This window comes from Acidobacteriota bacterium (genome assembly GCA_016196065.1).
In the GTDB taxonomy this organism is placed as follows: Bacteria; Acidobacteriota; Terriglobia; order Terriglobales; family Acidobacteriaceae; genus Acidiflorens.
Genome location: JACPYL010000001.1, coordinates 1 through 18,627, shown reverse-complemented (window position 1 = coordinate 18,627; position 18,627 = coordinate 1). Strand labels below are relative to the sequence as shown.

General features: G+C 57.9%; 19 protein-coding genes and 1 other RNA gene. 12 read left to right on the top strand and 8 right to left on the bottom strand.

Annotated features, from left to right (window positions below):
* Positions 1–10 precede the first annotated feature (10 nt).
* Positions 11–1,618 carry a bacillithiol biosynthesis cysteine-adding enzyme BshC gene (bshC, locus tag HY010_00100; protein MBI3474106.1) on the top strand — a complete coding sequence of 536 codons (1,608 nt, stop codon included), beginning with the start codon at positions 11–13 and terminating at the stop codon, positions 1,616–1,618.
* A gap of 177 nt (positions 1,619–1,795) precedes the next feature.
* Here the strand turns inward: bshC and HY010_00095 are convergent, their stop codons facing one another.
* From HY010_00095 to HY010_00075, 5 genes are all read right to left on the bottom strand, one after another.
* The gene (locus HY010_00095; GenBank protein ID MBI3474105.1) at positions 1,796–2,425 is read right to left on the bottom strand and encodes a LysE family translocator; all 630 of its coding nucleotides are present in this window, start codon (positions 2,423–2,425) and stop codon (positions 1,796–1,798) included.
* 133 nt (positions 2,426–2,558) lie between these two features.
* Complete coding sequence (locus HY010_00090; protein MBI3474104.1) at positions 2,559–3,230, bottom strand: HAD family hydrolase; 672 nt, start codon at positions 3,228–3,230, stop codon at positions 2,559–2,561.
* Positions 3,231–3,341: 111 nt separating this feature from the next.
* Positions 3,342–5,828, bottom strand: coding sequence for a penicillin acylase family protein (locus HY010_00085; GenBank protein MBI3474103.1), 2,487 nt, complete (start codon positions 5,826–5,828; stop codon positions 3,342–3,344).
* Between the two features lie 103 nt (positions 5,829–5,931).
* Positions 5,932–6,798, bottom strand: coding sequence for a hypothetical protein (locus HY010_00080; GenBank protein MBI3474102.1), 867 nt, complete (start codon positions 6,796–6,798; stop codon positions 5,932–5,934).
* Complete coding sequence (locus HY010_00075; protein ID MBI3474101.1) at positions 6,795–7,343, bottom strand: PadR family transcriptional regulator; 549 nt, start codon at positions 7,341–7,343, stop codon at positions 6,795–6,797. Before HY010_00075 ends, HY010_00080 begins: the two co-directional genes overlap by 4 nt.
* A 121-nt stretch (positions 7,344–7,464) precedes the next feature.
* Here HY010_00075 and HY010_00070 point away from each other — a divergent pair, with 121 nt between their 5' ends.
* The 7 genes from HY010_00070 (at position 7,465) to menC (ending at position 13,435) form a co-directional block, all read left to right on the top strand.
* Positions 7,465–7,866 carry a hypothetical protein gene (locus tag HY010_00070; protein ID MBI3474100.1) on the top strand — a complete coding sequence of 134 codons (402 nt, stop codon included), beginning with the start codon at positions 7,465–7,467 and terminating at the stop codon, positions 7,864–7,866.
* Between the two features lie 23 nt (positions 7,867–7,889).
* Complete coding sequence (locus tag HY010_00065) at positions 7,890–8,198, top strand: hypothetical protein (GenBank protein ID MBI3474099.1); 309 nt, start codon at positions 7,890–7,892, stop codon at positions 8,196–8,198.
* Positions 8,199–8,302: 104 nt separating this feature from the next.
* Positions 8,303–8,953 (top strand): glycerophosphodiester phosphodiesterase, encoded by a 651-nt coding sequence (locus HY010_00060; GenBank protein MBI3474098.1) that lies wholly within the window; start codon positions 8,303–8,305, stop codon positions 8,951–8,953.
* Positions 8,954–9,192: 239 nt separating this feature from the next.
* The gene (locus tag HY010_00055) at positions 9,193–10,506 is read left to right on the top strand and encodes a SpoIIE family protein phosphatase (GenBank protein MBI3474097.1); all 1,314 of its coding nucleotides are present in this window, start codon (positions 9,193–9,195) and stop codon (positions 10,504–10,506) included.
* Between the two features lie 85 nt (positions 10,507–10,591).
* Positions 10,592–11,497 carry a nucleoside triphosphate pyrophosphohydrolase gene (gene mazG / locus HY010_00050; protein MBI3474096.1) on the top strand — a complete coding sequence of 302 codons (906 nt, stop codon included), beginning with the start codon at positions 10,592–10,594 and terminating at the stop codon, positions 11,495–11,497.
* Between the two features lie 44 nt (positions 11,498–11,541).
* Positions 11,542–12,255: a GNAT family N-acetyltransferase gene (locus HY010_00045; protein MBI3474095.1), complete on the top strand. Its 714-nt coding sequence runs from the start codon at positions 11,542–11,544 to the stop codon at positions 12,253–12,255.
* 61 nt (positions 12,256–12,316) lie between these two features.
* Positions 12,317–13,435, top strand: coding sequence for an o-succinylbenzoate synthase (menC, locus tag HY010_00040; GenBank protein ID MBI3474094.1), 1,119 nt, complete (start codon positions 12,317–12,319; stop codon positions 13,433–13,435).
* On the opposite strand, the gene HY010_00035 is transcribed toward menC, so the two are convergent.
* Positions 13,432–14,328 (bottom strand): hypothetical protein, encoded by an 897-nt coding sequence (locus tag HY010_00035; protein MBI3474093.1) that lies wholly within the window; start codon positions 14,326–14,328, stop codon positions 13,432–13,434. The genes menC and HY010_00035 overlap by 4 nt on opposite strands.
* Positions 14,329–14,544: 216 nt before the next feature.
* Here HY010_00035 and HY010_00030 point away from each other — a divergent pair, with 216 nt between their 5' ends.
* Together HY010_00030 and HY010_00025 are read left to right on the top strand one after the other, a co-directional pair.
* Positions 14,545–14,904 carry a polymer-forming cytoskeletal protein gene (locus tag HY010_00030; protein MBI3474092.1) on the top strand — a complete coding sequence of 120 codons (360 nt, stop codon included), beginning with the start codon at positions 14,545–14,547 and terminating at the stop codon, positions 14,902–14,904.
* 133 nt (positions 14,905–15,037) lie between these two features.
* Entirely contained in the window at positions 15,038–15,616 is a 579-nt protein-coding gene (locus HY010_00025; protein ID MBI3474091.1) for a methyltransferase domain-containing protein, read from the top strand.
* Between the two features lie 22 nt (positions 15,617–15,638).
* Here the strand turns inward: HY010_00025 and HY010_00020 are convergent, their stop codons facing one another.
* Positions 15,639–16,763, bottom strand: coding sequence for an NAD(P)/FAD-dependent oxidoreductase (locus tag HY010_00020; protein MBI3474090.1), 1,125 nt, complete (start codon positions 16,761–16,763; stop codon positions 15,639–15,641).
* The gene (locus tag HY010_00015) at positions 16,760–17,422 is read right to left on the bottom strand and encodes a methyltransferase domain-containing protein (GenBank protein ID MBI3474089.1); all 663 of its coding nucleotides are present in this window, start codon (positions 17,420–17,422) and stop codon (positions 16,760–16,762) included. Before HY010_00015 ends, HY010_00020 begins: the two co-directional genes overlap by 4 nt.
* Positions 17,423–17,567: 145 nt before the next feature.
* Here HY010_00015 and ffs point away from each other — a divergent pair.
* Both ffs and HY010_00005 read left to right on the top strand, forming a co-directional pair.
* Positions 17,568–17,665: signal recognition particle sRNA small type (gene ffs, locus HY010_00010), an RNA gene on the top strand.
* A gap of 27 nt (positions 17,666–17,692) precedes the next feature.
* Positions 17,693–18,627 (top strand): alanyl-tRNA editing protein (locus HY010_00005; GenBank protein MBI3474088.1); only part of this gene is annotated, 935 nt, incomplete at its 3' end.

Sequence of the window (18,627 nt, the reverse complement as noted above, 5' to 3'; positions counted from 1 at the left end):
AGTGTTGCCGGTGAAGACCCAGTGTCTCCCGTTCGCGCAGATTCCGCATACTACCCGCCTCTTTCTGGACTATCTCTCCTACAAGCCAAGCGTTCATGAGTTCTATCCGCGGTCGCCGTTATTTCCCGAGTGGGTAAAAGAAGAAGCAGGACGGGTGCGCTATGACGACGCTCGCCGGCAGAAAGTCAGCGACATTCTTGAAAGACAGAATCGCAACTTCGGAGCAGGGCCGAAGACTCTTGCAAACATCGAGAGACTTCGACGCGGCGCAGTCGCAGCAGTGACCGGGCAGCAGGTTGGATTGTTTGGCGGACCACTGTTCTCGATCTTCAAAGCACTGACCGCCGTGAAACTGGCAGAACAGGCCTCGATGGCTGGAGTGGAGTGTGTTCCGGTGTTCTGGCTGGCAACGGAAGATCACGACCTGGCCGAGATCAATCATGTCGCGCTGGCGGCCGAGGGTGGACTGGAGTCTCTGACGGTCACGAGTCACGGAATTGAAGATGCGCCGGTGGGTGGGATTCGATTGGGGCCGGAGGTCGAACCGGTAGTCGAGCGCGCGGTGGCGCTGCTGGGAGATAGTGAGGTCGGGACGTGGCTGCGCGAGGCATATCGTCCGGGAGAAACCCTGGGCAGCGCATTTGGCCGCTTGATGGCGAAGTTGTTCGCGGATTGGGGAGTGATCCTGCTTGATCAGTACGATCCGGCGTTTCATGAACTGGCGAAGCCGATTCTGCGACAAGCCATCGAGCGATCTGCGGAGTTGGATGAGGCTCTGCTGGCGCGGGGCAAGGCGATCGAGGCGGCGGGATATCACCAGCAAGTAAAAGTCACGTCGGCAAGCACGCTGCTCTTCGAAATTCAGAATGGCGCGCGAACGGCCGTCCGGCGAAAAGGTGAGGGCGAGTTTGTAGTCGGGGAGCAACGCAGTTCTGCGCAAGAACTGCTGGATCGAATTGAAGCGAACCCTGTGAACTTCAGTCCGAATGCGCTGTTGCGTCCAGTCGTTCAGGACTATTTACTGCCGACACTGGTCTATACCGGAGGTCCGGCGGAGGTTGCTTACTTCGCACAGGCGGCGGTGGTGTATGAACAGTTGATGGGGCGAGTGACTCCAGTGCTGCCACGCTTTTCGGCGACGCTGGTGGAAGCGAAGGCACAACGTGTGCTCGAGCATTTCCAGTTGACCCTCAGCGACATGTTCCAAGGACCGGAAAAGTTGCGAGAGATGCTGGCGACACGCGCTCTGCCGTCAGAATTGCAGGGACAATTTGCGGATGCGAAGGCGACGTTGGAAACGTCCCTGGCTGCGATCCGTGAGTCGCTCGCGCGGTTGGATTCGACCTTGGTGGATGCGGCGTCGAATGCGGAAGAGAAGATGCAATACCAGCTCTCGCAACTGCAGGCGCGAGCGGCACGAGCGGAAGTGCTGCGCAACGAAGTGGTCACGCGCAAGGCCAATTTCATGAGTGGGGCCCTATATCCCAACAAAGCGCTACAGGAGCGCGAGGTTGCGGGCGTCAGTTTCGTGGCGCGCTATGGGGCGGGATTGTTGCAGAGTCTGTATGAGGCGATCCACACGGATTGTCATGATCACCAGATGATTGAGGTCAGTTAGGCTTCCCCTCAGCGGCTAAAGCCGTCTCTCCAAAAAAGGCTCATATCGCAGCGGTAAACCGCTGCGCCACCCAAAAACAAATGCGAGTTTCCCTCAGGGGCTGAAGCCCTCGTGTGCAGTGGTCTTGTGGCACGGCTGAAGCCGTGCCCTCCCGCAATTGGAGTCGAGGTCGGAGCGCTACTTCGATTCGCCCAATGCGAGATAGGTTCCCAAGCCAATCATGATGGCTCCGGTCACGGTGCGTTGACGACGGCGGAAGCGGGCGGATTCTCGGATGCGTTTGCCGAGTGGCCCGGCGAGCAGCGTCACGATCACGTCGGCGGTTGTGTTTAGCGTGACGGAAATTGCTCCGAGCAGGACGAATTGTGCGAAAACATGGCCGTTGGAGTGATTCACAAATTGCGGAATGAACGAGAGAAAGAAGAGCGCTGTCTTCGGATTCAACACTTCTGTCATGACTCCCTGCCAGAAGGGATTCTTCGTGCGAGGTGCGGTGACGAGTTCGATGGCCTCATCACGCCGGGCATCGAGGATCATGCGAACGCCGAGGAAGCAGAGGTAGGCTGCGCCTAGATATTTGACAGCCGAAAATGCCAGCGCGGACTTCGCGAGAATGATCGAGACTCCAGCGGCGGCGGCGAATACGTGCACCATGCCTCCGAAGAATGTGCCGAGGGAGGAGAGCAGCCCTTCGCGGCGGCCGCCGGCCAGGGTTCGCGCGAGCACGTAGAGCATGCCGGGTCCGGGAGCGATGGCGAGCACGATGGCGGCGGTCAGGAAGACGAGAAAGCGGGTTGGATCCAGCATGATTCGTGATTGTAGCGATGCCGGGACAACGATGCCAGTGATGACGACGAATCGCTGGTCGGTAGCGAAACGGCCAGAGGCGGCTTGCTTCGGCGAGTTCCGAACGACGAACGACCAACGACGAGAAACCAAATCAGGAAAGCGATGCGCGTAGTTCTTCCAACGACTCGACTCGCGCAACTCCGCGCTCGTGGTAGGCGCCGGGGACGTCCATCAAGATGGCTTGCATGCCCGCTCCGGTTGCGCCGAGATAGTCGACGGAGTACATGTCGCCGACGTACAGACTCTCTTCCGGAGCGGCGTTCATCTTCTGGAGCGCCTGGCGAAAGATTTCGGGATGGGGCTTTTCAACGCCGACCAGTCCGGAGTCGGTGATGGTCTGGAAACAGTCGGCGATATTACAGCGGGCGAGGACATCTTCGATCTTGCCGTCGGCGTTGGAGATCACGGAAATTTTGTAGCGCGCACCGATTTGTTGCAAGTGCTCGCGGGTGCCGGGAGGAATGATGTCCCAGTTGGCGGATTGGCGAATGTTGGTGACGAGTTGATCGCGGACGCCGTCGTCGTTCAGGCCGATTTTGGCTAGAAGCTGGGTATAGAACATCCACCAGAAACTGTGATCCGTGCTGCCGTCTTGGACCATGCGGGCGTCAAATTGATTCTTGGTGGTGCGTTCGAGATTGCGCAGGACAGTAGCGTCGGGAGTAAGTCCTCGGTCGGCTAGCGGCGCGTGGATGCGATCACGATTGGGGAACAGGAGCGTGTTGCCGACGTCGAAGAAAATAAATTTGATGGGCGATTTCATGATTTTAAATATGGCCGGCAATTACGGTCCGTGTCGATGGCGCGAGGGCGGGTCGCCCTCGAGACAGCCGGCAAGTTGCCGGCGCTACGGTTTAAATTTATGCACTTCAGGTTACGGTTCCAGAGTCAGGCGATTCGTGGTTTCACCATCCACGGCCTTCTTTGAATAGAGTAGCGGAAAGTAGCGGCCTGCGTCCCAGAGAGGCAGAAGGTCGGAGTAGTGCGGGCTGCCGGGCTGTCCGCTTTGGCCGGGCGTGTTGACGACCCAGGAGCGGTCCCAGTTGCTGAGGTCGATGATCTGGCGATAACTGGCGCCGGAGACTTGCTCCCATGAATCGCTCGTGGCGGTTGCATTGGGAGTGTATTCGTCTCCGGGACGGGCGAGTGGGCCGAGGTCGAACAGACTCTTAGCGCCGGGTTGCTGGTCGAGGGCGTGGCGGAAGTGAACGACGTGGAGAGCGCCCCACGTCCATTCCGCCGAATCGGGACCGAGGAGTTTTTCCAGTTCTGCACGGGCGGATTTCAGGGTGTCGTACAAGAGTTGGTTGCGCTCCGGGCCGGGGTTGGGACCGAATAGAGCGAGAGCGTCTTCGGTTGCCGACTTCGTCGGCTTTGGGGCCGGCGGGTCGCCGGCGCTACGGTTGGCGTTCGGGTCGGGGGTCTTGAGGATTTTGAAAATTGCGTCGGGAGACAAGTCTTTGTAGTGGGTGCTCAGGATCTGGGCTGCGCCGCGGTCTTTCTTAAAGCGGTCGGCGAGAGCATTGCGAATCTGGTCGAGCCAGACTTCATAGAGTGCAGCTTCGGTGGACTTGCGTTCGAGCTCAGCGTCCCAGGCAAAAAACTTGTGCAACGAGGGTTCGTCGATCAGGGGAGTGGAGCGCAATAGTTTCTGAAATTCAATCGCGGCCAGAGATGTGATGTCGTTTTGCAGGAAGGCCATATCGGGCAGCGTGATTTTGTGATTTTGTTCCTTCGCGTTCTCAAACATCCAGTTGATGCGGTTGATGCGATACGGGGAAGCCCATTCGAATCCGACGTTGTAGGGATAGTGGTCGGGAATCATCTTGTGATTTGCAGTGGCGATGAAGCCCTCTTTCGGGTTGAAGAAATGGGGCAACTCATTGACGGGAACGAATCCAGTCCACTCGAATCCGGAGTTGCCGGGCACGGGAAGCAGGCCGGTCCACTTGCGAATGGGAGCGAGTCCGGCGGAATGTTCGCCGATATTGCCCGAGGTGTCGGCATAAACCAGGTTTTCTGACGGCACTTTCCAGCGCGCGACCGCGGATTCGAATTGATCCCAGTCTTCTGCGCGGTCGATGGCGAGGGATGCCAGATATCCCGCGGTGCCCGGCTCGCTGCCTACCCAACGCAGAGCGATCGCGCGTTTGCCGTTATCCCATAGAACGGGTCCGTGGCGCGTGAAGTTCAGGGCGATGTCGACTGAGGACGGATCCTTGGGATCGCGAACGATATCGTTTCGCATCTCGTCCGGTGAAATTGCTTTCCGGACGCCGAATTTTTCGTGGAGCACTTCCATTGGTTGCCAGCCGGTTTCTGTTTTGTATTGCAGCGGATCGGCGGGATTGAGTTCTTCGAGGTAGAGATCCTGCTGGTCAAGTCCGAAAATTGTAAAGCCCCACGCGATGTGTTCGTTGTGGCCAAGCGCGACGCCGGGTAGTCCGGGCTCGCCGGCTCCGGCTACGTTCCATCCGGGCGCAACGAGATGCACCATGTAGCGCAAGGACGGCAATCCAATTACGCGATGGGGGTCGTTGGCGAGCATCGGCTTGCCGCTGTAGGTGAGTGCGCCGGAGACAGTCCAGTTATTGCTGCCTTGTGGAACGCGGGCAGGGAACTCGATGCGGTGATCGCTGCCGACAAGATTCTGCAGAAGGCTGGAGGCAAGTCCCTCAAAGTCGGCGCCGGGCGCGGGATCGAGTGTGACTTCCGGGTCGAACTGAAAGAGTAGAGAAGCTTTGTCCGCGCCCATCAAAGATACCGCCTGGGCGTGTTCGAGTTCGCTGAAGGCGTTGCCGGTCATGGAAAAGGCAGCCATCCGGTTGAGGCAGTCTTCGGGATGCCAGGGGTCGGGAGAAAATCCGGCGAGTTGAAATTCCACGGGCAGGCCATGACTGCCGGAGTTTGCGAGGCTCGCGATGTAGGCATTGATGCCGTCGGTGAACGCGGTCAAGATCGCGAGCGTGTCGGGAGCGTAGCTTTCATATTCGGCCTTCATGTCACCGCGATAACGAAGCAGCCGGGCGTTGACGTCACGCGCGAGAAAGGCTGGGCCCAGGACTTCGGCAAGGCGTCCCTGGCCGGCACGTTTCCACAGTTCCATCTGGAACAAGCGATCCTGCGCGGCGACGAACCCTTGAGCGAAAAAGAGGTCGTGCTGATTTTGGGCATAGATGTGAGCGACGCCCCAGCGGTCACGCAATACTTCCACCGGCTTCTCCAACCCTTTTGCGTTCAATTTTCCCGAGATGACGGCGAGCGCTTTATGGGCCGCTGCGGCGAGGTCCTTCGGGGTGGAATCCTGGGCAAGGATTGGTATCGGGAGTAGCAGGCAAGCGAATAGCAGGACGCGTTTCATCGGGTGCCATTGTAAATGGCAGGGGAACGGAGAGAGTTGGAAGAGAAATCCGAAAGTCCAACTCCGGCGCCGTTTGCAGCGGTGCCGGAGTCGAAGAAGGTATCTACGCTGCCGAGGCGGAGCCAACAGGAGCGTGCGTCACGCTGGAGGTGGCAACCGTCCGAGTGCGCGGGAAGAACAGCCAGGCGAGAACCGTGGCATAGACGAAGGAGTCGGCCACGATTTCAACGCTGTGCAATTCGCGAAGGACGGATGGCATCCAGTAGGCCTGGGCCAAGCCGTAGAGTCCGACCAAGGAGGAATGAGCCAGACCTAAGGCGAAGATCAAGCGCCGGCGCGAACCTGTCCAGAGCAAGATGACAGGCAACGAAGCGACCAGGAACAGGAAGCTACGCAAGAGCTGCATGCGCATGATCACATCGAGGGGAGGGATGATGAGTCCAAGCACGCCGGTTTTGTAGTAGGGGACAACAAATGGACCGACGCACATCCCGAAGGCGAGATAGATGACCGGGAACGCCAGCCAGGCGGCCAGCACGCGCCATATCCACGATGAGACGGGCATGCGGGGCAGGGATGGGACCGGATTGTGCGCGCCGAATGCCCACGCCAGCGCGGCGGCGGTCAAGAGGAAAGCGATGACGTACTGGGCGATGAGAAAGCCGAATCCGCCGATGGTGCTGAAGATGGTGAGTTCGAGCACTTGATTCACGGCGTTAGCAAGGAAAAGCAACATTACCAGAGCGAAGCAGCGGGCGGAAAAGCTGCCCCCGATTCCTGACGCAATCGGCACCATGCCAACGATCAGAACCAGGCTGCCCAGCGACATCCAGGCAAGCATCGCCGCGGGCGTCGTCGACCAACCGACGACCGGAGGCTTAAGGTGGAGGGCGCCGGCCAGGGCGCCGCTTACAACGGTCGCGATGATCAGAGTCACAGTGCACAGCAGTACTCTTGCGATGAGTTTCATGACACAACCTCCGTAAATTGTTTTCGGACGTGGCGTACCCATACGAGTTGGGCATGGTAAGAATCCATACCGTTCTTGAAGGCCAAATAACCTGTGGTTGCATGCAGTTTCGAATCAAAAGTCTTTTCGTACTCGCGTAATTCGCGGACATACGCCGTCATTTCGCGTTCGAATTCTTCAAGGAAGGCCAGCGCGTCAGAGCGTTCGACGTTGCCGTCAAGGAAAGCGAAACGCAGCATGAGTTGGTCGAAACGCCAGACGACGTCTTCGCGAGTGATGGGTTGGCGCAGCCACGCGACAAGGGCGCGAGTGCCGGCAGAAGTGACGGCAAACTCCTGGCGCTTGCGCGCGTGATCTTTCTCAACCATCGCACTCACCCAACGGCGCGTCTGCATCCGGCGGAGAGCGGGATAGATGGAACCGGGGCTGTCACTGAAATGACGCATGGGCGTGGTGGCAAAGGCCTTGCGTAAGTCGTATCCGGAATGCGGCTTTTGCCGGAGCAGGCCGAGCAGGGCAAATTCGAGAGCGGAGAAAGCATTCATAGTACGAGACGTACTATAGTACGCGGCGTACTATTTGTCAATCCTACTTTTCGGGCACGGGATGACAAACGTTTTCCTGAAGACTGGAAATCGAAGAGGCAGGAAGGGCTGACTTGGCGGTGTGAAACACGGTAATATCCAGAATCCCATGAAAGTGCTTCGGCCCCTTAAGACGATCCCGAGAATTTCTTTCAGTTTTCTGCTGTCGAGCGTTGATCAGGCGCATGCCTGGTCGGAGAGCTGTGGACGCGCCGTGCATGCGCTGGCGGTGGGGATTTTGCCGGCGCTGTTCCTGCTGCGGACGACGCGGGAAGAGATCTACAACATCTTGTGGGCGCTGGTGTTTGCGTTTGCCACGATCAATATTCTGAGCCTGGGGGCTCACCACTTCGAAGCTGACCGGCGAGGCCTCACGTTCGGCGAAATCCTGGCGATCATGGTGGTAGTGGTGTCGATCGTTCTGCTGGGATGGGAAATGCTGTACCTCTTCAAAGTCTTCCCGCTGCATCTTCAGCCGCGCTGAACGGATTGCGGTATGATTCGGTTGTGGCGAAACGCGAATCCAATTTCGAGTTGACCTGTCCCTGTTGCGGCGCACTGATGAAGGTGGATCTGTCCACCAAGGCGGTGATCTCGCATACTGCTGCGGTCAAGCCCCGGACGTTTGCGGACATGGAAGAAGCGGCCCGCGCGCTGAAGGAACATGACAACCGACGGGAATCGATCTTCCGGCAGTCCATGGACGCACAGAAGAACGCTTCCGAGTTGATGGAAAAGAAATTCCAGGAAGCAGTGAAGAAAGCGAAAGAGACACCGGATACGGGGCGGCCGATCCGGGACTTCGATTTGGACTGACGAAACCAGTTCTCAGTTCCCGGTTCTCAGTTCTCAGATATCAGTTCTCAGTAGGGCCGGCCGTTTCTGTTGCGCAGAATTGTTTTTGAAAACTGAGAGCTCTCATGAAACGGCCTCTACTGCTCGGGCATCGCGGGGCACGGGCGTCTCGGCATATTCCTGAAAATACTTTGGCGTCGTTTGAACTCTGTTTGCAGCGGGGCTGCGATGGGTTCGAGTTCGACGTGCGCCGGTCAGCGGACGGAGTGGCGGTGGTGTGCCATGATCCGCACGTTCGTGGGCGCACGGTGGACGGGACCATGGCGGCAGATCTGGAATTGCCAACGTTGAACGATGTCTTGCAGGGCTTCGGGGCGCGGGCATTTCTCGATATCGAATTGAAAGTGGCGGGGATTGAAGAGGAGACGATGTCGTTGCTGCACAAGTTTCCTCCCCAAAAGGGATATGTGATCTCGTCATTTCTGCCGGCGGCGTTGACCAGGGTCCATGAACTCGATCCAGATGTGCCGCTCGGATTTCTTTGCGATGAGCGAAGTGAACTGGGCCGGTGGGAGAAGGCGCCAGTCGAGTGGGTCATCCCGCATTTCTCATTGGCGGACCAGGCGTTAATCGAGAAATGTCACGCTGCGGGAAAGAGGGTCATGGTGTGGACAGTCAATGACGCTGACGGGATGCGAGAACTCGTGCGGTGGGGCGTGGACGCGATTATCACGGATGAAACGGAAATCGGATCGCGGGTTGTGATTGGTCTCTAATAGGCGGGCGAGTGGCTCGCAGCACCGGGGCTAAAGCCCGATTCAAATTGGCTGCTAACGCAGGCCTGAAGGCCTGCTCTTCCACGGTTGTCCCAGTATTCACTGTTCCACGGTGCCCAGCCTTCACTGTTAGACGGTGTCTCTCCTTCCATAAACTCTGCGAAGCATTTCGATACTGTTCATGGGCCTGCTCCGTGCCGGACTACAACGCAGGGCAGGGCGCTTTATAATCTACGGCCATGGTGGGCTTTCCATCTTTCGACCTGGTGGATGAATCGGAACTCCGTCCGGCACGGAAGAACGCTTCTTTGCGCGTGCACGCGGTCAACGTCTTTGTGCGTGATCACGAAAAGAGTCTGCGCTTTTATCTCAATCAGCTCGGTTTCAGCCTCGCGTTTGATGTGTGCCTGCAATCTGGAGAGCGGTGGGTGGGAGTTTCGCCGCCCGACGGCACTGCGGTACTGACCTTGATTGCACCCGATCCTGAATCGGAAGCCTACAAACGTATTGGGCAACCGACGCCGCTGGTATTTGTCACCGAAGATGTAGTTGCGACCTATACGGAATGGAGCAAGCGCGGCGTTCGCTTTCGCCATGCGCCGCGGCTGCGACGGGTCAAGCCGCTGAATCCCGGTACCACGGAGTCGATGCTTCTAGGCAAGCAGACGCCGATCTGGGGTGGCGTATTCACCCGTTTCGAGGATATCGACCGCAATTCGTTTGCGCTGGTCAGCTTCGACGAAATGACGCAGGCGATGGAGCAGCAACGTCGCGCCGCGGCGGAGAAACTGGAATCCGAGCGACGGTCTGCGCACGAATTGGCAATCGCCAAGCAGGTGCAGGCAAGACTCTTCCCGCAAACTCTTCCCGAGTTGAAAACCCTCGACTATGCCGGGGTGTGCATCCAGGCTCGCCAGGTTGGAGGCGACTATTACGACTTCCTGAATCTTGGACGAGAGCGCGTTGGGCTGGTGCTGGGGGATATTGCAGGGAAGGGAATTGCGGGAGCGCTGCTGATGGCCAACCTGCAGGCCAATTTGCGCAGCCAGTGCGCGATCGCGTGGAACGAGCCGCAACGGCTCCTGCAGTCGGTGAATGATTTGTTCTACGACAACACGTCCGACAGCAGCTATGCGACCCTGATTTTTGCGGAGTACGACGATGTGACGCAGCGCTTGCGCTATGCGAATTGCGGGCATTTATGTGCGTTCGTGTTGCGATCGGATGACACGCTGGAGAAGCTGGAATCGACATGTACGGTCCTGGGGCTATTCAAGGAATGGGCGTGCTCGATCGACGACTGTCAGCTGAGAGCGGGAGATACGCTCGCGTTGTTTACCGACGGCGTTACCGAGTCGTTCAATGCGGCAGGAGAAGAATTTGGGGAAGCCCGCCTGATTACAGCATTGCGGCGACATCGCGAGTTGGCATCGCGAGATTTGATTTCCGCGGTAGTTGACGAGTTGCAGCGGTTCAGCGCGTGCGAACAGTATGACGACATCACTCTGATTGTCGCCAAGTGCATCGAACCGCAACAGGCGAAGTTCTTCTAGTGTAAAAATCGTCGTTGGTCGTTCGTCCTTCGTCGTTGGCGGGCCGTTTGCACGCGCTGAGAGCGCTCATTTACATTGAACAGTCATGCCCACCACAGGCGAACGATTCGAGCGGGCGGTTGCGATCATGGAACGGCTGCGGGGTCCGGGAGGATGTCCGTGGGACCGCGAGCAGAGTTTTGACACCATCAAGCCCTACACTCTCGAAGAAACGTATGAAGTTCTGGAAGCGATTGACAATCGCGACTGGCCTGAACTGACCGGGGAACTTGGCGACCTGCTCCTGCAAGTTCTGTTCTATTCCCAGATGGCGCGCGAGGAAGGCTACTTCTCGGTCGATGATGTGCTCGATCGGCTGGCCAACAAGCTCGTGGACCGGCATCCGCATGTATTTGGAGAAGTAAAGGCGGATACTCCTGCGGAAGTCCTGCGAAACTGGGACGCGCTGAAGGCAGAAGAAAAGAAGAAGCGGGCCGATGCCGGTGCGGCGACACAGGCTGAGAAGGCGGAGGGCACACAGTCGGTGCTGGCGGGCGTGTCGTCGAAAATGCCCGCGTTGATCGAGGCGCATAAGCTTAGTTCGCGGGCGGCTCGCGTCGGCTTCGATTGGCCGGAGATTGAAGGACTGTTCGCAAAGTTGTCCGAAGAAACGGCGGAATTGCGCGCGGAACTTGCGCAAATACCGGGCGCAAATCAGCCCACTGGTCAGGGCGTCGCCGGGTCGGGCACGCTCAACGTGTCTGCGGAAATTCGCGAGCGACTGGAAGATGAAGTTGGCGACCTGTTTTTTGTGCTCGTAAATATTGCGAGATATTTGTCGCTGGACCCAGAATCGGCGTTGCGCAAGACGAATCGCAAGTTCAAACAGCGTTTTCAGCGAATGGAAGAGCGTTTACGTGCGACCGGTCGCGGACCTGCCCAGGCAACCGCGGACGAACTCGAACAACTATGGCAGCAGGCGAAGGAAGAAGAACGGCAGACGACGAAGTGACGGCCCCGGAAATCATTATCCGCAAATGTGAAGCGCTCGATGAGATGCAGGCCTGCTTCGCTCTGCACAAGGAAGTGTGGAGTTTTTCGGACGCAGAGTTAGTGCCGGTTCGATTGTTTGTGGTGGCGAACAAGATTGGCGGCCAGGTCATGGGCGCGTTCTCCGGCGAAACACTCGTCGGATTCGCCATGGCGCTTCCCGGCATGCGGAATGGCCATGCTTACCTTCATTCCCAGATGCTGGCGGTGCGACAGGAGTATCGAAACGCCGGCCTGGGGCGTCGCCTGAAATTGAGTCAGCGTGAAGATGCGATTGCGCGTGGATTCGAGTTGATGGAATGGACGTTTGATCCGCTCGAAATCAAGAACGCCTATCTGAATATCGAAAAGCTGGGAGCGATTGCCCGCCGTTACAACGTCAATCAGTACGGACTGACGACGTCCCCACTGCAGGGCGGATTGCCCAGCGATCGACTGGTGGCGGAGTGGTGGATGAAGTCGCGCCGTGTCGAAGCGGTGCTGGCGAACGGATCACGACCAAAATTTGAGGCACGGATCGGGATTGCGGTGCCGGCGGAGATCTATGAGTGGAAAGCCTCGACCGCCACGCGAGCGAAAGCGGCTGAAAACCAGGCGAGAATCCGTGCTGAATTGCAGGAGGCGATCGGCGATGGGTTAACGATCCTGGGATACGAACGAGACGGGATGGGGAACGGCAAGTTCCTGCTTGGTGCCTGGGAAGAATCCTGGCAGTATTGAAGCGGTTGCTCCTCTTGATTCGACCCTCTATACTTCCCCATTCCAGTCCATCCCTATACCCATGAAGATCGAATCGATCACACTGCGCGAAATTCAATTGCCGCTCGTCCATTTTTTTGAGACGAGCTTTGGACGTGTCTATAGCCGCCGCATTCTCCTGGTAAGCGTACAGGCGGATGGTGTCGTGGGGTGGGGCGAATGTGTTGCCGGCGAAGATCCGTTCTACAGTTCCGAATGGATTGAGACTGCCTGGCCGACGATCAAGCACTATCTTGCGCCGATGCTGTTCCAGCATCCCGTCGATGCCGGGCGTGATTGCGCAGCAATTTTTTCTAAAGTGCGCGGACACCAGATGGCGAAGGGCGTTATCGAAAACGCGGTGTGGGATGCGGAGGCGCAACTGCGCAAGCTGCCCCTGTGGAAACTGCTGGGCGGGACCCGGCGGGAGATCGCATGCGGAGTGTCGATTGGGATCCAGGATTCTCCTGAACAATTGATGGAGAAAATCGCGACGGAAGTGGCCGCGGGCTATCGCCGCATCAAGCTGAAGGTCAAGCCGGGATGGGATATTAAGATCCTTGAAAAAGTACGCTCGCGCTGGTCGGACATTGTGCTCAGCGTGGATGCGAACTCGGCCTACACACTCGACCAGACGGAGCACTTACGCGCCTTCGACGCATTCAACTTGTTGATGATCGAGCAGCCGCTGTGGAACGATGAGATCTATCTGCATGCACGGCTGCAAAAGGCGCTGCGTACCTCGATTTGCCTGGACGAATCCATACGGCATTCCCGGGATGCAGATTTTGCGCTGGAGTCCGGGGCCTGCAAGATCATCAATGTGAAAGTGGGCCGCGTTGGCGGTTTTTCGGAAGCGAAGAGAGTCCACGACGTTGCGCAGCGGCACAACGCCCCGGTGTGGTGCGGAGGAATGCTGGAATCGGGCATTGGGCGCGCACACAATATCGCGTTGTCAACGCTCGAAAACTTCCGGCTGCCGGGAGATGTGTCAGCGTCCAAGCGATATTGGAAGGAAGACATCATCGAGCCCGAAGTGTCGGTGAGCGCGGAAGGAATGATTGGGATCAGTGATGCAGTGGGGACCGGTTATCGGGTGCGCGAGGACTGGATCAAGAAGATCGCGGTCAGGGAAGAGAAGTTGGTGGCGGGCAAGGCCTAGCGGGCGGAGGAATTCTTGGTGCCGACTGCCGAGGATTCCGTAAACAACGACTCCTCTTTCTCCAGCAGTTCGATTGCGTTTGCGAACGGGATGTCCCTGAGAACGGGTTTGAAGTCGCTGAATACTTCATTCAGGTTGAATGAGAAACTTTTGAAAAGCAAAATCTTCCCGGTCACTTCCACATTCGTGCGCGAGATCACCCAGTAGTTATTTCCGATTTCCTGTTGCTGGACTAGAAAATGTCCGCCTTGATCCAGGTGGCCGAGGATTCCCCAGCCAAAGCCAACATCCTTGTAGAGAGTCCCGTCAATGGAGGCGAGGCGGCTGCGATGAGCGTCCAGCAACAGGATGCCTTGCATGCCTGTCAGGATCTGCTCCACGCGGGATGGCGGATCATAGCGGGGATTGGGATGAAATTTCAGAGCGACGAGCGGTTCGCCTGATCTGCCCACGCCGGGCGATCCCAATTTCTCTCCGTCATATTCGTAAATAAATGCGTCGGGCAGGGCGCGGATGATGCGCATGGTGCGGTCGGCATCCACTTGTTCCTGACGGCGCTTCTTTTCCAGTTCGTCGGGACTCTTTGTGAAGCGCTCAATGCGGGCACGCTCATCCTGCCGTTGTGCTGGGGTTAGCGGAGTACCGTTGTAGGCGACGACCACGCCCGCCGTTGCTTCTTTTGCCTGGACAAAGATCTTGGTGACGGCTGCTCCGGATTTTGTGCGGGTGCTGCGGAACATGAAGCGAGCGTTGGGATCCTGCGACGCCTTAATCTCATTGTCAACGGCCTTTCGTACCAATTCGGCGGGAGCAGTGGGCGGAGATGAAATGGAGTCTGACTGGGCAAGGCAGGCTGGCGCCAGTAGCGCAATCAAGGCAGCTCGGCTGATCAATTCCGCGATCCTGGGAGAGGCCCCGGTCATCCTGATCATTAGACGATGGTAGCAAACCACGCGTTGCATGCTGGCGTCCGCAGGTTTCCTCCTCCGGTCAAGTTGCTTGAGAAAAGCGCTGTTTGGGCGCTCCGGTTCGACTTCCAGACCGTGTAATGATTTACAATCTTTGTCTCCGCGGAAACATTCAAGCGCGACGGGATGGAGGCCAAGGCTATGGACGCTCCGAAGACGGGCGATTTTGCCCACATCGGCAAGTCGGTGGTAGTCAAAGGAGAGCTGTCGGGCTCTGAAGACTTGTACGTGGACGGGAACGTGGAGGGCAGCATTGAGCTGCGCAACAACAGCCTGACGATTGGCCCGAATGGAAAAATCAAGGCGACGGTGACTGCGAAAACCGTGGTGATCATGGGCAAGATCGAAGGAGCGGTCACTGCGTCCGATCGAATTGAACTGAAGAAGTCGGCGATCGTGAACGGCGACATGACCACCCAGAGGATTGCCATTGAGGAAGGCGCGGCCTTCCAGGGAAAAGTTGATATTCAGAGGGAAGCCGGCAAGGCAGCGAATTCTTGACGTTGCTTTCCTGTTCAGGACGTAGTCATTGATGGCGTCGGTTGCTGACAACGTGATGAGATTCTTTCGAAGCTCTTCGTCCCATGCCTCGGAGCCAACGGTTCCGCAGAAGCGGAGTCGCCGATCGAGTGGCATGGCTGAAATCTCGCGGCTGCTGAATTCCGATAATCCTCTGTGCGTACTCGATCTGGGATCGACATCGGCCAATAACATTCGTTTTCTGACGGCCAAGGGACACAAGAATTACAGCGAGGATCTGCTGCAGGCTTCGCTCGATCCGGATATCCATGTAAAGAATCCGGCGGGTGAGTCGGTTCCGGACGACAAGAAATTTCTCGAAGAGAATCTCACCTATCAAAACGGATTGTTCGACGTTGTGCTGTGCTGGAATCTTCCGGACTACATGGAAGAGAGTCTGGTGAAGCCGACGATCGATCGTCTGTGGTCGGTGATGAAGCCGGGTGGACTGCTGCTGGTGTTCTTTCATACCCGGGATGCTGGACCCGATGCGCCCTGCTACCGCTTCCACATCACGGGCACCGATATGCTGGAGATGCAGGAAGTGCAGTTGTCGGCCAAGGGCGGGAAGCAGAATCCGCGACTGCAGCGGGTATTCAACAACCGCAATATTGAAAACCTGTTCCGCGACTTCGCTTCGATTAAATTCTTCCTTGCGCGCGACGCCATCCGTGAAGTGCTGCTGGTTCGCTGAAGCTTTCGCTGGAAATCCGGTCCTAACTTTCTTGTGGGAGAGGCTTGAAGTTCGGGGCCTTTGAACGCGTGCAATCTACCAGATATCGAGCCAGCCTCGGACTGTTTTCGCACGCCGAGAGCGCGGCAATCCTCAGGCCCCGCGGCCACTTCAGAAACCTCCGCAACAGGGAGGAGTTGCGATACACCGGGGCTAAATCGCGTCGATAAGCCCGTCCGTAAAGTTCAAGTGAATGTTGAAGAGTACACCTTTTGTGGAAGAAAATGCTCAGGTTGGTTGCTGCGATGTTTCCGCCACGCAGGGCGAGGGAAATACCGTCTCCGACAAATGGATCGACAAAGCCCGCCGCGTCTCCAACCAGAAAAACATTGCCGGAGACTGGAATCGGTTGTCGCAGAATTGCAGGGAATGTTGAGACCGGGGCGAAGGCGGCGGTCCAGTATCGGCTGCGTTGTTCCAGCAACGGGTGACTGGCAAGCACTTCTTCGAGCGTGGATGTGATGTCGGGGCGAACGAGAGCGCAGGCGTTGAGGAGCACGGTACCGTCGGTCGCTTGGACGGGCTGGACGCCACAGTATCCGCCCTCGAAGAAGTAGAGGTCGACGCTGGGTTCGATCTCGCCGTGAAAATGCGCCTTGATCCCGAGCCAGCGAGTGCCGTGCGTATCGGGGGCTGGCTTCAGGTTTGACCATCGTCCGGTTGCGTTGATGAGCGCCCGGCCACGAAATTCTCCGTCAGAAGTTGCGACGCGAAAAGGTCCTTCCCCTTCAAACTGCTGAACCGTGGTTTCCTGCAGAGCAGTGACGCCCGCCTGTTCCGCTGCATGCCACAAGGCAAGATCGAGGTCGTAACGGGCAATGCTGGCTGCATGCGGGCTGACGGGTACGCGGACTGTGCGCCCGTCCAGGAAAAGCCGGGACTCCTGCAATGGCACGGAGCGATGGAATAAATCCTGATGCGAGTCACTCAGCAGCCACTTCAACAGGGAAAGCGACTCGGTGGAAACAAATTCTCCGCAAACCTTGTGGCGGGGGAAGCGCCCGCGTTCCAGCAGCAGAACGCGATTGCCCGATCGCGCAGCGGTGATGGCCGCCGAGGTTCCACCCGGGCCGCCACCGATCACGATCAAGTCATAATCGCGGCTCATGCTTTCCAAGTAATAATCCCCATGCGGTAGAGATAGTGCCTGGAGATTTGAATTGGTTGCGGACTCAAAGGTTGCAGCAGATCGCGCATTTCCTGCGGAGTGTAGGACTGCCGCACCGAAGCCGGCGCGTCATTCCGCGTGATGCGACTTCGATAGATGGGAAATCCCGCGTAGGTTAGCGCCAGATGCAGAGGGTCGCGGATAAGGTCGTTAATCAGGAAGGCTACACGACAAACGCGCAGCGCCTCGCGCGCGAATTGCCGCACGTCCTCGGGCGCAAGGTGATGGACAAAGAGATTACAGCTGACGAGATCAAACGCGTTGTCGGCGAACGGCAACGCGCAGGCGTCACCGGCCACGGAGCGTGCGCTGCCGTTCAAGTGCGTGCGGGCGCGGTCGAGAACCGTGATCGTTAAGTCGGTCTGCGGTGAAAGCCGCTGCTTCACTTGCGCGGGTAGGAACCCCGCGCCCCCAGCGACTTCAAGCAGGGAAGCGGTAGGCCGGGGATCTCTGGCAAGTGCGCGACGGACCATCGTCTCAGTGGCACTAACGCCTCCGAACCACTGGTTGAACATCTGGAGATCGCGAAGCGATCCGGCGATTTCGCGTGGAGTTCCCGCATCGGTGTCCAAGAGTTCGAGACTGGGTTGGCGCTCCATAACCGGACTGAAATGATGACACATTTTCGCGATTGCCGGGGATGAGTGCCCGGCTGAACATTGGCCACCTGCCGCGCAAAAAAAAGCGTTTACCACGGAGGACACGGAGGTCGCGGAGGAAATCCTTGCTAGAATGAATGGTCAGGCATCGGTCCCGCGCGACGTTTTCCCGCCAACCCCGCCAGGTCCGGAAGGAAGCAACGGTAACGGGCTCTTTCGTGTGCAGTGGGTCGCCGGTGCCTGGCTTTTTTTATCTCGCCGGCGGGACTCATGACGAATCGTCTCTACTACACCAATCCTCAGCTGCATGAATTTGAATCGGTGGTCGAAGATGTCTTGCCTCCCTCGGGTGCCGAGAATCGTCATGGCGTAATTTTGCGGGAGACTGCTTTTTATCCCACGAGCGGCGGGCAGATGTACGACACGGGTTGGTTGACGACCGGCTCGAAGGATCGGTTACGAGTAGCGGAGGTCGCAGAGACAGAGGACGGCAGGATTGTCCACTACCTGGAAGCGCCTGCGGGACTGGTGGCGGGCGCCGCTTTGCACGGCAGCGTTGACCTTGAGCGACGCCGCGACCACATGCAGCAGCACTCCGGGCAGCATGTCCTCTCTGCGGCTTTCGTCGAGCTCTATCAGGCACAAACGGTTTCTTTCCATATGGGAGAGGACTACTGTTCGATTGATCTGGAGATGACGTCTTTGAGTTCGGAACAGGTCGCGGGAGCTGAGCGGCGCGCCAACGAGATCATTTTCGAGAATCGCCTTGTGACCATCCGTTTTGTTTCGCGAGCCGAGGCAGAAAAGCTAGGGCTGCGAAAACTGCCTCCCGCCGAGCGGGACGACCTACGCATAGTCGAGGTCGCGGACTTCGATCTGTCGGCATGTGGTGGAACCCATGTCAGTGCTACGGGACAGATCGGATCCATTCTGCTGCGCAAGACCGAGAAGGTGCGCCAGGGAGTTCGGGTCGAGTTTGTCTGCGGCGACCGGGTGGCGCGCACGGCACGTCGGGACTACACGGCCCTCAGCGAAGCCGCGGGGCTATTCTCGACCCAGCTGTGGGATGTTCCTGCCCAGGTCCGCAAGAGTTTCGACGACACCAAGCTGCTTCGCAAACAGCGCGACGAGGCGCTCGCACAACTGGCGGAAGCAATGGCAGTGGCAGCTCTCAACGAGCAGTTGGAGAGGCAGGACAAGAAGGT

What these genes read in the sequence shown, in the direction of transcription:
- HY010_00095 (MBI3474105.1), bottom strand. Translation starts at nt 2,425, where the DNA reads ATGCTGGATCCAACCCGCTTTCTCGTCTTCCTGACCGCCGCCATCGTG.
- HY010_00090 (MBI3474104.1), bottom strand. Translation starts at nt 3,230, where the DNA reads ATGAAATCGCCCATCAAATTTATTTTCTTCGACGTCGGCAACACGCTC.
- HY010_00085 (MBI3474103.1), bottom strand. Translation starts at nt 5,828, where the DNA reads ATGAAACGCGTCCTGCTATTCGCTTGCCTGCTACTCCCGATACCAATC.
- HY010_00080 (MBI3474102.1), bottom strand. Translation starts at nt 6,798, where the DNA reads ATGAAACTCATCGCAAGAGTACTGCTGTGCACTGTGACTCTGATCATC.
- HY010_00075 (MBI3474101.1), bottom strand. Translation starts at nt 7,343, where the DNA reads ATGAATGCTTTCTCCGCTCTCGAATTTGCCCTGCTCGGCCTGCTCCGG.
- HY010_00060 (MBI3474098.1), top strand. Translation starts at nt 8,303, where the DNA reads ATGAAACGGCCTCTACTGCTCGGGCATCGCGGGGCACGGGCGTCTCGG.
- HY010_00055 (MBI3474097.1), top strand. Translation starts at nt 9,193, where the DNA reads ATGGTGGGCTTTCCATCTTTCGACCTGGTGGATGAATCGGAACTCCGT.
- mazG (MBI3474096.1), top strand. Translation starts at nt 10,592, where the DNA reads ATGCCCACCACAGGCGAACGATTCGAGCGGGCGGTTGCGATCATGGAA.
- HY010_00045 (MBI3474095.1), top strand. Translation starts at nt 11,542, where the DNA reads ATGCAGGCCTGCTTCGCTCTGCACAAGGAAGTGTGGAGTTTTTCGGAC.
- menC (MBI3474094.1), top strand. Translation starts at nt 12,317, where the DNA reads ATGAAGATCGAATCGATCACACTGCGCGAAATTCAATTGCCGCTCGTC.
- HY010_00030 (MBI3474092.1), top strand. Translation starts at nt 14,545, where the DNA reads ATGGACGCTCCGAAGACGGGCGATTTTGCCCACATCGGCAAGTCGGTG.
- HY010_00025 (MBI3474091.1), top strand. Translation starts at nt 15,038, where the DNA reads ATGGCTGAAATCTCGCGGCTGCTGAATTCCGATAATCCTCTGTGCGTA.
- HY010_00020 (MBI3474090.1), bottom strand. Translation starts at nt 16,763, where the DNA reads ATGAGCCGCGATTATGACTTGATCGTGATCGGTGGCGGCCCGGGTGGA.
- HY010_00015 (MBI3474089.1), bottom strand. Translation starts at nt 17,422, where the DNA reads ATGGAGCGCCAACCCAGTCTCGAACTCTTGGACACCGATGCGGGAACT.